The 12133-nt window shown below is 62.6% G+C and carries 10 protein-coding genes; 9 read left to right on the forward strand and 1 reads right to left on the reverse strand.

All coding sequences use genetic code 11. From position 1 onward, the window contains the following. Positions 1–142 precede the first annotated feature (142 nt). The 4 genes from tpiA (at position 143) to QUV11_RS04645 (ending at position 4211) form a co-directional block, all read left to right on the forward strand. Positions 143–889 carry a triose-phosphate isomerase gene (tpiA, locus tag QUV11_RS04630; RefSeq protein WP_300880792.1) on the forward strand — a complete coding sequence of 249 codons (747 nt, stop codon included), beginning with the start codon at positions 143–145 and terminating at the stop codon, positions 887–889. Positions 890–1090: 201 nt separating this feature from the next. Continuing rightward, a complete protein-coding gene (gene secG / locus QUV11_RS04635) occupies positions 1091–1525 on the forward strand; it encodes a preprotein translocase subunit SecG (protein WP_300880793.1) in 435 nt (144 codons plus the stop codon). 101 nt (positions 1526–1626) lie between these two features. Further along, entirely contained in the window at positions 1627–3264 is a 1638-nt protein-coding gene (locus QUV11_RS04640) for a CTP synthase (protein WP_300880794.1), read from the forward strand. 263 nt (positions 3265–3527) lie between these two features. Then, positions 3528–4211, forward strand: a complete 684-nt coding sequence (locus QUV11_RS04645) for a Crp/Fnr family transcriptional regulator (protein WP_300880795.1) — start codon at positions 3528–3530, stop codon at positions 4209–4211. 449 nt (positions 4212–4660) lie between these two features. On the opposite strand, the gene QUV11_RS04650 is transcribed toward QUV11_RS04645, so the two are convergent. Further along, positions 4661–5146 (reverse strand): Hsp20 family protein, encoded by a 486-nt coding sequence (locus QUV11_RS04650; RefSeq protein WP_300880796.1) that lies wholly within the window; start codon positions 5144–5146, stop codon positions 4661–4663. A 550-nt stretch (positions 5147–5696) separates the two neighbouring features. Here QUV11_RS04650 and QUV11_RS04655 point away from each other — a divergent pair. From QUV11_RS04655 to dnaE, 5 genes are all read left to right on the forward strand, one after another. Next, positions 5697–6935, forward strand: coding sequence for a lipoprotein-releasing ABC transporter permease subunit (locus QUV11_RS04655; RefSeq protein ID WP_300880797.1), 1239 nt, complete (start codon positions 5697–5699; stop codon positions 6933–6935). Next, positions 6928–7602, forward strand: a complete 675-nt coding sequence (locus tag QUV11_RS04660; RefSeq protein ID WP_300880798.1) for an ABC transporter ATP-binding protein — start codon at positions 6928–6930, stop codon at positions 7600–7602. The genes QUV11_RS04655 and QUV11_RS04660 overlap by 8 nt, the downstream gene beginning before the upstream one ends. Then, positions 7599–8075 (forward strand): glutathione peroxidase, encoded by a 477-nt coding sequence (locus QUV11_RS04665; protein WP_300880799.1) that lies wholly within the window; start codon positions 7599–7601, stop codon positions 8073–8075. The genes QUV11_RS04660 and QUV11_RS04665 overlap by 4 nt, the downstream gene beginning before the upstream one ends. A 144-nt stretch (positions 8076–8219) precedes the next feature. Continuing rightward, positions 8220–8558, forward strand: a complete 339-nt coding sequence (locus QUV11_RS04670; protein ID WP_300880800.1) for a hypothetical protein — start codon at positions 8220–8222, stop codon at positions 8556–8558. Between the two features lie 42 nt (positions 8559–8600). Next, positions 8601–12086: a DNA polymerase III subunit alpha gene (gene dnaE / locus QUV11_RS04675; protein ID WP_300880801.1), complete on the forward strand. Its 3486-nt coding sequence runs from the start codon at positions 8601–8603 to the stop codon at positions 12084–12086. Positions 12087–12133: the final 47 nt, after the last annotated feature.

Below are 12133 nucleotides of genomic sequence, written 5' to 3' on the forward strand. Positions count from 1 at the left end.
AACGCGGGCAGGCTTTAGGAGGCTTTGACGCAGGCTTCAAGCCTTCCCCGAGGGGCCGATACCCGGCCACTGGTCAAGCCCGGCATGATTTGCTAGCCGCCGCGCATTATTGGCAATCAGCCCATACCGAAGGACGGTCAGTGTGACGCAGCAAAAATCCTATATCGTCGGCAACTGGAAGATGAACGGCACGCAGGCCGATATCGCGATATTGAAGGCGATTGCCGATGCCGCAGCCAGCGATATGACGGTCGATGTCGGCATTTGTCCGCCTGCGACGCTGATCGCGGCGTTTGCGCAAGGCGCAGGCGGTATCGGCGTCGGCGGGCAGGATTGTCACGCTAAGGCCACAGGCGCACACACCGGTTGTGTGTCAGCCGCGATGCTTAAAGAGGCAGGCGCAACATTTTCCATCGTCGGTCATTCCGAGCGCCGCGCTGACCAGCATGAAACCGACGCCGATGTCCTCGGCAAGGCGCAAGCCCTGCATGAGGCTGGTATGAGTGCGATCCTGTGCGTCGGCGAAACGCTGGACGAACGTGATTCCGGCAATGCCATCGCGATCGTCACCGGCCAGCTTGCCGCTTCCTTGCCGGACTCCGCATCGGCGGACTGGCTGTCGGTGGCGTATGAACCGGTGTGGGCAATCGGGACGGGCCGCGTCCCGGTGTCTGAGGATATTGCCGCGATGCACGCAGCATTGCGGGGCACGCTGGTCGACCTGCTCGGCGCGGCAGGCGCGAGCGTGCGCATTCTGTATGGCGGATCGGTCAATCCCGGCAATGCGCAGGAAATTCTGACCATTCCCGATGTCGGCGGTGCGCTGGTCGGCGGCGCCAGCCTGAAAGCGGAAACCTTCCTGCCCATCATCCAGGCCGCACCGCGCTAACGGTCGCGGCTGCGCCAGTTGCGCTGGCGTTGTCCAGTCGCCCCCGCCAGCGCCAGTTGCGCTGGTGAAGTCTAATCGCCCCCGCCAGCGCCGGTTGCGCTGGCGAAGTCTAATCGCCCCCGCCAGCGCCGGTTGCGCTGGCGAAGTCTAATCGCTATGTGCGCGCCAACACGTTTCCTTTTATCTTGGGTCTGACCGTTCATGTCGTCGATTTTCCTGTTCATCACCATCGTGCAGACGCTGATTGCCGCTGCCATGGTGGGAGTCATCCTGATGCAGCGTTCGGAAGGCGGCGCGCTGGGTGTGGGCGGCAGCCCCAACGGCTTGATGTCCGCTCGCGGGGCTGGTGACCTGCTCACCCGGATGACCGCGATCCTGGCAACGATCTTTGTCGTGCTCAGCATCGTTCTGGCGGTGATGGCGGCCAACATGCACTCCACCGGCAACATCGACACCTCGCTGCAGCGGGGCGCAGAAGCGCCGCTCGATCCGCTGGCGGCGCCGGCTCCTGCTACCCCGGGCATGCCTTCGAGCGGCGATCCGCTGTCGGCGGCTGGCGCGCAGACCACAGCGCCTGCCGATGCTGCACCTGCCCAGACCGCGCCTGCACCGGCTGGCGAGGCTCCCGCGAACTGATCTGCTCGCCGCACTTTGGCGGCATGTGCACAGTTTTTTGTTTTCCATGCGGATTCGCGCGCTTGTCAGCCTTGCGCGCGAACGGCTAACGGATTTCTCCCATGGCGCGTTTCATTTTCATCACCGGCGGCGTGGTATCATCGCTAGGCAAGGGCCTCATGGCCGCAAGCCTTGGGGCACTGCTGCAGGCACGCGGATACCGCGTGCGCATCCGCAAGTTCGATCCCTATCTCAACGTCGATCCGGGCACGATGTCGCCGTATCAGCACGGCGAGGTTTATGTCACCGATGACGGAGCCGAGACCGACCTCGATCTGGGCCATTACGAGCGCTTCACCGGTGTCTCGGCGCGCCAGTCGGACAACGTCACCTCGGGCCGCATCTATCAGACGATCATCCAGCGCGAGCGCCGCGGCGATTATCTGGGTGCGACGGTCCAGGTGATCCCGCACGTCACCGATGCGATCAAGGAATTCGCCCAGGCGGAAACCGAAGACCTCGATTTTGTGTTGTGCGAAATCGGCGGCACCGTCGGCGACATCGAAAGCCTGCCGTTCATCGAGGCGATCCGCCAGCTGCGCAACGATATCGGCCGCGAAAACACCGTTTTCGTGCACGTCACGCTCGTGCCGTATATCGCGGCGGCCGGCGAGCTCAAGACCAAGCCGACCCAGCACAGCGTGCGCGAGTTGACCTCGCTGGGCATCCAGCCGGATATCCTGCTGTGCCGGTGCGAAAAGCCGTTGCCCGAATCGGACCGCGCCAAGATCGCGTTGTTCTGCAACGTCCGCAAGGAAGCGGTCATTCCCGCACTCGACGCCAAGAGCATTTACGCCGTGCCGATGCAGTATCATGCCGAGGGCCTCGACGACGAAGTGCTGCGCGCGTTCGGCATCCACGATGCCCGCCAGCCCGACCTGGCGCGCTGGACCGACATCATGGACCGGCATGACCACCCTGAGGGTGAGGTCACCATCGGCGTGGTCGGCAAATATGTCGGCCTTCAGGACGCGTACAAGTCGCTGCACGAAGCCCTGACGCACGGCGGTCTTGCCAACCGGGTCAAGGTTCACGTCAAATGGCTCGATGCCGAACTGTTCGAGAAACTGCCCGATGACGAACTGGCTGCGATGCTCGAACCGATGCACGGCATCCTGGTTCCGGGCGGTTTCGGCGAGCGCGGCAGCGAGGGCAAGATTTCCTCGGTCCGTTTCGCCCGCGAACGCAACGTCCCGTTCTTTGGCATCTGCCTGGGCATGCAGATGGCGTGCATCGAGGCAGCGCGCAACACCTCCGGGATCATCACCGCGTCGACCACAGAGTTCGGTACGACCGATGAGCCGATCGTCGGCTTGATCACCGAATGGATGGGCGAGACCGGCTTGCAGAAGCGCAGTGCCGAGGGCGATCTTGGCGGCACCATGCGGCTGGGAGCATTTCCGGCTAAGCTTTCGGGCAACAGCCGGGTTCGCGGAATCTATGGCAGCGACACGATCAGCGAGCGCCACCGGCATCGCTATGAGGTCAACACCGCCTATCACGACCGGCTCGAACAGGGCGGTCTTGTGTTTTCCGGTATGTCGCCCGACGGCGTGTTGCCTGAGATTGTCGAACGGCCAGATCACAGCTGGTTCGTTGGCGTGCAATACCATCCCGAGCTCAAGAGCAAGCCGTTCGATCCGCATCCGCTTTTTGCAAGCTTCATCCAGGCAGCGGTCGCCCAAAGTCGCCTGGTCTGATTATGCCTGGTCGGCGCCGACTCGCCTGACGCCTTTTTACCCAGATCAAGTTTGATGCGGCCGGACCGCAAAAGGCTTCGTCGTGCGCCAATTTACCACACCGCGTCATCGGAAATTTACGCTATTTGACAGAGTTGTGCGGTGGCGCACAGCGGCGTAAGGCGATTCGTGGGAATTGAAATCTGTCGGCAGCGAAGGGGCGGTTGAAGCAAAGTTGCTCAACATGTTCGATGGCTGACAGAAAGGAAGGGGTAGAGCCAAACATGCATGCGAACGAGCTTGCCGAATTGCTGGCCAGCCACAGCCTGTTCGCCGATTGCGAAACCGACGAGCTTTCTGACATCATCCTGCGCGGGCACTTCGTGCGCTATCGCAAGGGCCAGGAAATCATCGGGCAGGGGGATGATGGCGACAATCTGCTGATCATTCTGACCGGCTTTGCCAGAGTCAGCATGGTCGCCAGCAACGGCCACGAGATTGTGCTGGATTATGCAGAGCCCGGCTATGTCATCGGCGAGATCGCGTTTCTGGACGGCGGGCCGCGCACCGCATCGATCGAGGCTTTGACCGAGCTGACCGCGCTGTCGCTGTCCCGCCCGGCCTTCGAGGAGATCGCCGAGCGGCATGTGGCCCTGCCGCGGCGGATGTTGCGGGTGATGGCGAAGCGGTTGCGGCAGGCTAACGATGTGATCGAGGCAGACCGGGCCTTTACGTCCGGACCCAGGCTGGCGCGCTATCTGCTGCGCCTGATGGTGTCGGGGGCAAAAGAGGGTAAGCTCAAGCTGGACTTGAGCCAGAGCGAGCTGGGTACGTTCGCCGGATTGTCACGCGAACAGATTAACAGGCAGCTTTCCGCCTGGTCCGATGCCGGGTTGATCGAGCTGGAGCAGGGCAGGGTGAAGATTGTCGATCGCGATACGCTGCTGGAGATATCCGAGGCTGCGTGATCCGCTGACACTGCGACGAGTTTTTTAGTTTTCCGGGGTTGGGCAAGGTTAATGCGACCCGGCCGAACCCGGCCCCGGAGAAAACCCCGCGCCTTCGCGGCGCGGGGTCACAATATCGGTTTTTCCGAGGATGGGTGCGGTAAATGCGACCCGGCCAATCCTGTCACCGGAAAATGCAGCGTCCTGAGCGGGCGCGGGGGGCGGGCCTGCAAAGGTCCGCCCTCTTCTTTTGGGGGTGCCTGCTTCTCCCCTCCGCTTGCGGAAGGGGCAGGCTCAGCTTGCTGAACCGGGGGTAGGCCTGAAAAAAATTTGGAAGACCTGAACAGGCCCACCCCGGCCTGCGGCCACCCCTCCCGCGAGCGGTAGGGGAGAAGAAATGCCAACGCAAAAAGGGTGGGCCGTTTCCGACCCACCCCGTTGCTTGTCTACCCTGGGATAACGCGGCGGCATCAGGCCGCCTTGATGTCACCCTCGTCCTTGGCATTGCCCTCGACCACCGACAGCTTGGGCGTGCTGTTGTTGATCGTGATCTTCTTGGGCTTCATTGCCTCGGGCACTTCGCGGACCAGATCGATGGTCAGCAGGCCATCCTCGAGCCCCGCGTCGCTGACCCGCACGAAATCGGCGAGTTCGAAGCGCCGCTCGAAGTTGCGGTTGGCGATGCCCATGTGCAGGAAGTTGCCGCGCGATTCGGCTTCTGCAGCCTTGCGACCCGACACCACCAGCAGGTTCTGCTGGGCCGTGATGTCGATCTCTTCAGCCTTGAAGCCGGCGACCGCAATGGTGACGCGATAGGCGTCCTCGCTGTTGCGCTCGATGTTGAACGGCGGGTAGTTATCGCCCTGCGCGGCCCGCGCCTGATTTTCCAGCAAGTCGAACAGCCGGTCGAAGCCAACGGTCGTGCGGCGATAAGGGGTAAAGTCAAAACGGTTCATCTTCAAAATCCTTTAAATAAGCGATTTCATAGGTTTGAAGCCCGCGTTTGCGGCGCTTCGCATGTCGCGACCCACCCGGTTGGCGTGGATCACATCGCAAATTTAGGATATCGGTCGGAGGTTTCAAGATGGATTTTTTACAATCCTGGCAGCCGGGACCTACATGGATTGCAGACGAAAAAAGAGCGTCCGGCCCCCAAGACCCGGACGCTCTTTATCAGATCCGTTCGTCGCGCGCAGATGGCGATGTCGCCATGATCGCAACGTTTGGACCCTGGTAACCGCCGCTTTCCCCAAAACGACGGAAACTATCCCCGAACCCATGGCCGTAGCCGCTTGATCCGCGCTGTCATGATTCCGTAATGCGGCCGCCGACGCTAGGGTTATTCGCGACTTGCCACCATTCTTGATCCATTCTGTGTTCATTGTGCAACACGCATGGCGCGCTTCGGCCATTGTCAGTTCCTTGCGGGCTGGCTAGAGCCTTAACCCAATTGCCACGGCAGCCGACATGGTCCTGCCAGCCATCCGAAAGGTCCGGTGCACCTCTATGCTGTCCACTTTTGAATGGACGATCGCCAAACGTTATCTGCTGCCTGGCCGAGGCGAGGCGTTCATCTTTCTGGTCGCAGGCATCAGCCTGATTGCGGTGATGCTGGGCGTTGCTGCACTGATCATCGTGATGAGCGTGATGAACGGCTTTCGTGCCGAGCTGCTCGACAAGATCGTGGGTTTGAACGGTCACGCGGTGGTGCAAGGCTATGGCGGTCGGCTGAAGAACTGGCAGGAAATCCTTGCTGAGACGCGCAAGATCGAAGGCGTCGTGGCGGCATCGCCGCTGATCGAGCAGCCGTTGCTGGTCAATTACGACGGCCGGGTCGAGGCGATCCTGGTGCGCGGCACCGACGCGCCGGATATTGCGGCACTCAAGGACAAGACGGTGCTGGGCTCCATCTCGGCGCTCAAGGCTGGGGCATCGAAGGTCGCGATCGGGTCGCGGCTGGCGCAGAACCTGGGCGTGCGCATCGGCGACAGCATCACCATCATCAATCCGGCAGGCCGGTCGACCCCGTTCGGTACCGTGCCACGCGAAATTCTCTACGAGGTCGCCGCCATCGTCGAGATCGGCATCTATGATTACGACAAGGCCTTTGTGATCATGCCGATGCGCGATGCGCAGCTTCTGCTGCTGCTCGGCGACGAGGTCGGGATGATCGAGGTGACCACCCGCGATGCCGACAAGGTCCGGGAGATTCTCGCGCCGCTCGAAGAGCGACTGCGCGGCCAGGCGATCATTTCCGATTGGCGCACGATCAACGCTTCGCTGTTCGAGGCGCTGGCGGTCGAGCGGGTGGCGATGTTCATCGTGCTGTCGATCATCATCCTGGTGGCGGTGTTCAATATCCTCTCCTCGCTGATCATGCTGGTGCGCGCCAAGACCCGCGACATCGCGATCCTGCGCACGATGGGGGCGAGCCGAAAGTCGCTGCTCAAGATCTTCATCACCGTGGGTCTGATCATCGGATCGCTCGGCACGCTCGCCGGGCTGGGGCTGGGGTTTGTCTTCCTCCATTTCCGCCAGAGCATCGTCATGTTCGTGCAGCTAATCACCGGGCAGGAGCTGTGGGATCCCTCGATCCGCTTCCTCACCGAACTGCCCAGCCGCACCGATCCGATGGAAGTGCTGGGCATCACCGCGATGGCGCTGATCTTCAGCTTCCTGGCCACGCTCTATCCGGCGCTCAAGGCTTCGAGCACCGATCCTGTTCAGGTGTTGCGCTATGAGTGATGCGGTCATCCATCTTACCGACGTGCGCCGCAGCTTCGTGCAGGGCGGGGTCACCATCGATGTGCTCAAGGGTATCGATCTGGCGGTGCAGCCCGGCGAGATCGTCGGACTGCTGGGGCCGTCGGGATCGGGCAAGTCGACGATGCTGCAGGCGGTCGGGCTGCTCGAGGGCGGCTTTACCGGCTCCATCCGGATCGCAGGCGAAGAGGCGGCACAGCTGAACAGCAATGGCCGCACCTTGCTGCGCAAGACGGCTTTGGGCTTCATCTACCAGTTCCACCACCTGCTGCCCGATTTCACCGCGCGCGAAAATGTGGTGCTGCCGCAATTGATCATGGGCCAGTCGCGCGACGTGGCGTCGGATCGTGCGGCGGAACTGCTCACGCGGCTGGGTCTGGGCCAGCGGCTTGACCACAGGCCCACCCAGCTTTCGGGCGGCGAGCAGCAACGGGTGGCCGTCGCCAGGGCACTGGCCAACCGGCCAAAGGTGGTTCTGGCCGACGAACCGACCGGAAATCTGGACGAGGCGACAGCAGACATAGTGTTCCAGGAGTTCCTCCATCTTGTAAGGGAGGAGGGCAGCGCGGCATTGGTGGCCACCCATAACGAAAGACTGGCCACACGCATGGACCGGGTTGTCCGCCTGCACGATGGAAGGATCGCATGACCGTTTTCGAATACACGATGCCGCTGCCCGATGGCAGCGCCAAGCCACTCTCCGACTATCAGGGGCAAGTGCTGCTGATCGTCAATACCGCATCCAAATGCGGATTTACGCCTCAATATGAGGGGCTTGAAGCGTTGCACCGCGAGTTCAAGGACCGCGGGTTCGAAGTGCTGGGATATCCGTGCAATCAGTTCGGCGCGCAGGAACCGGGCGATGCGGAAGAGATCAAGAATTTCTGTTCGCTGACCTATGACGTCACTTTCCCGCTGTCCGCCAAGATCGCGGTCAATGGGGAAGAGGCCGATCCGCTGTGGAAGTACCTCAAGAGCCAGCAGGCCGGCCTGATGGGCAGCCGCACGATCAAATGGAATTTCACCAAGTTCCTGATCGATCGCAAGGGCACCGTGGTCGCGCGTTTTGGGTCGATGGTGAAGCCCGAGCAGCTCAAGGCGGATATCGAAAAGCTGCTGTAACCCGGGGCGCTCTCAGAGCGAATTTCCTGCTATGCTTTTTCGTCATTCCCGCGAAAGCGGGAATCCCGCTACTTTGGTGCCGGACCGCTGAAGCGGGATCCCGCATGCGCGGGGGTGACGGATAAGCGACAGGGGAATACCAAGATGATCGAAGCCATCAGCACCTGGGCCAACGAACTGGGGGCGCAGTATGGCGTCAATCCGTGGATCTTCGCGTCGATCTATGTCGGCGCGATTCCATTGTTCCTCGCCAGCATCGCGTGGCTGGTGCGCAATGCGCGGGCGGGCAAGCCGACGCTGTTGCCGGTGATGTGCGCCGGCGCCTGCTTCGTCTCGGCCTATGTCTATCTGGCGATCGTCGGCAAGGATATCCCGCTGTGGGTGTGGTTCTTCCTCGGCGCGCTGATCCTCTACGGGATCTGGTCGACGGTGCGCGATGTGCGGCGCAAGATCGCGGCCAAGGATTTATCCACCGGCGAGTGATCTTGCTTCCAAAAATGACGGTAAAGTCGATAGCTATTTGCCATGGCCTATGAACCCTTCGTCCCGCTTCGTGTCTTCTCGGCCTACACCATGCTGGAAGGCGCGATCGAGCCCAAGGCGATTTCCAAGACCGCCAATGCGCGGGGCTTTCCCGCCATCGCTTTGGCCGACCGCAACGGGCTGTATGCGGGCATGCCTTTTGCCGACGGCTGCATGGAAAGCGGCATCCAGCCGGTCATCGGCACATTGCTGTGCGTCGCTCGGCCCGATGTCGCGGGTTCTGCGCCGGTGCTCGACTGGCTGGCGCTCTACGCGCAGAATGCCACCGGCTACGACAATCTGTGCGATCTTGTGTCGCACGCGCACCTCGACCGTCCGCTAGAGCTTCCGGCGCACGTCCCCTTCGAACGGCTCGAGGGGCGCACCGAGGGCGTGATCGCGCTGACCGCAGGCGGCGAGGGCGCGCTGGTGCGGCTGCTCGCGGCCGGACAGGGCGATGCGGCCGCCAGCTATTGCGACCGGCTGCAAGGCCTGTTCGGCGACCGGCTGTACATCGAACTGTGCCGCCGCGGCGAGGAGATCGAAACGCTCGCCGAAACCGCGTTGCTCGACCTTGCCTATGACCGAAACCTGCCGATCGTCGCCACCAACCCGGCCTGTTATTCGGACCCCGGCTTCCACGCCGCGCATGATGCGATGCTGTGCATCGCGCGCGGCGAATATGTGAGCGCCGCCAACCGCGAACGCAGTTCGCCCGAAGCGTGGATCAAGTCCGCGCCGATGATGCGCGAGCTGTTCAGCGACCTGCCCGAGGCTTTGGTCAACACGCTTGTCGTCGCGCAGCGCTGCGCGTTTGCGCCCCCCAAGCGCAAGCCGATCCTGCCCAGCCTGGCGGGCGACCTCGAGGGCGAGGCGGCGCAATTGCGCGCGGATGCGTTCGCCGGGCTCGAAATGCGGCTGTCGACCTATGCCGACCAGAGCGAGGAAGAGCGCAAGAGCTATTTCGAGCGGCTGGAGTTCGAGGTCAACGTCATCGTCGGGATGGGTTTTCCCGGTTATTTTCTGATCGTTGCCGACTTCATCAAATGGGCCAAGGACCACAACATTCCGGTGGGGCCGGGGCGTGGATCGGGCGCGGGCTCGGTGGTGGCTTGGGCGCTGACGATCACCGATCTCGATCCGATCAAATTGGGTCTGCTGTTCGAACGCTTCCTCAACCCCGAACGCGTCTCGATGCCCGACTTCGATATCGACTTCTGCGAAACGCGGCGCGGCGAGGTGATCCGCTATGTCCAGGCGAAATACGGCCGCGATCATGTCGCGCAGATCATCACCTTCGGAAAGCTGAAGGCGCGCGCGGTGCTGCGCGATACCGGACGCGTGCTGCAGATGGGCTATGGCCGGATCGATGGGCTGTGCAAGCTGGTGCCCAACCACCCGACCGATCCGTGGAAGCTCGACCGCGCGCTGGCAGGCGTCGAGGAACTGCGCCATCAGTATCGCGACGATGCCGAGGTCAAGCGTCTGTTCGATCTTGCGATGCAGCTCGAAGGGCTGCCGCGGCACAGCTCGACCCATGCTGCCGGCGTCGTCATCGGCGACCGGCCGCTGGCGCAGCTCGTGCCGCTGTATCGCGATCCGCGTTCGGACATGCCGGTGACCCAGTTCGACATGAAATATGTCGAGACTGCCGGTCTGGTGAAGTTCGACTTTCTAGGATTGAAGACGCTTTCGGTGCTGCACAAGGCAACCGAGATGCTGGCCAAGCGCGGCATCACCGTCGATCTGAGCACGCTGCCCTGGGATGATGCCGGGGTCTACGAACTCCTCAAGCGCGGCGATACCGTCGGGGTGTTCCAGCTCGAATCCGAAGGCATGCGCCGCACGCTGGCGCAGGTGAAGCCGACCGCGTTCGGCGACATCATCGCGCTGGTCTCGCTCTACCGCCCGGGCCCGATGGACAACATCCCAAGCTTCGGCGCGCGCAAGAACGGGCGCGAGACGATCACTTACCCGCACGCGTTGCTCGAGGATATCCTCAAGGAAACCTACGGCATCATCGTCTATCAGGAGCAAGTGATGCAGGCCGCGCAGGTGCTCGCGGGCTATTCGCTCGGCGATGCCGACCTTTTGCGCCGCGCGATGGGCAAGAAGATCAAGGCCGAGATGGACCAGCAGCGCGGCCGCTTTGTCGAGGGCGCGGGCCGCAACAATATCGATACCAAGAAGGCCAACGAGCTGTTCGACTTGATCGACAAGTTCGCAGGCTATGGCTTCAACAAGAGCCACGCCGCGGCCTATGCGCTGCTCGCCTATCAGACCGCCTGGCTGAAGGCGCATCATCCGCACGAATTTTTCGCGGCTTCGATGTGCTTCGACATGCACCAGAGCGAAAAGCTCAACATTTTCGTCGACGACATGCGGCGGATGGGCGTGGCCTGTCTGCCGCCGTGCATCAACGCCAGCGAGGCCGAGTTCTCGGTCGAGGAGACAGCGGATGGCCTGGCGGTGCGCTATGCGCTGGCAGGCCTCAAGAACGTCGGTGAAAAGGCGATGGAGGCGGTGGTCGCCTCGCGGGTTTCGGCCGGTGCATTCGCATCCCTGGGCGAATTTGCCGACCGGGTCGATGCTGGACTGGTTAACAAGCGCCAGATCGAAAGCCTCGCCGCTGCGGGCGCGTTCGACTGTTTCGAGATCGAGCGCGCGGCGGTACACGGCGGCGCCGATATGGTGCTCGCGGTCGCTGCAGATGCCCATCGCCAGCGCACCAGCGGGCAGGGCGGCCTGTTCGGTGATGTCCAGCAGCCCGGCCAGTCATTGCGGTTGCCCATGGGCAAGACCTGGGCGATGGGCGAGCGGATGACCGCCGAGCGCGACGCGTTCGGGTTCTTCTTCTCGGCGCACCCGGTGACGGAGTTTGCCGCCGTTGCCCGATCTCAGGGCGCGCGGCCCTATCAGCAGGTGGTCGAAACGATGGATGTCCGCGTCGGCGAGCGCAAGACCGCCAAGGTCGCCGCCCTGGTCGAGGGCTGTAACCGTCGCCAGAGCAAGCGCGGCAACGCCTTCGTGATGGTCGATCTTTCGGACGAAAGCGGCCAGTTCTCGGCGAGCTCGTTCGATGACGACATCGTCGCGGCCATGCCCGACTGGGCGAAGGCATCGGCCTGTCTGCTGATCGAGCTCGAATTCGATCGCTCGAGCGAAGACCAGGCGCCGCGCGCCACCATCCGTCGGGCGACACCGCTCGACGAGATCAAGGTCACGCTGCGCTACCGCGCGAAGATCGACGTCCTGCAGCCCGATGCTCTGGCGCGCCTGGCCGATCTGGTGGGGCCTGGCGGCAGCGGCCAGGATGAACTCCACGCACGGCTGATCATGGGCGAGGGCCGGGTGATGCCGGTGAAGCTGGGCAATCGCTTCCGGCTTGATGTCGAAACCATCGAAGCGCTGCGGGCGCTCGACGGGATTGCGGTGCGCAATGTCGAATCCTTTGCTTCCCAGCGCCCCGAACTGCGGCTGGTGAGTTGACTCCAGCGCCGCTTCGGGGTTTCTGACCTGCATACAAGTGCGCCCCG

The organism is Blastomonas sp. (genome assembly GCF_030373265.1).
In the GTDB taxonomy this organism is placed as follows: domain Bacteria; phylum Pseudomonadota; class Alphaproteobacteria; order Sphingomonadales; family Sphingomonadaceae; genus Blastomonas.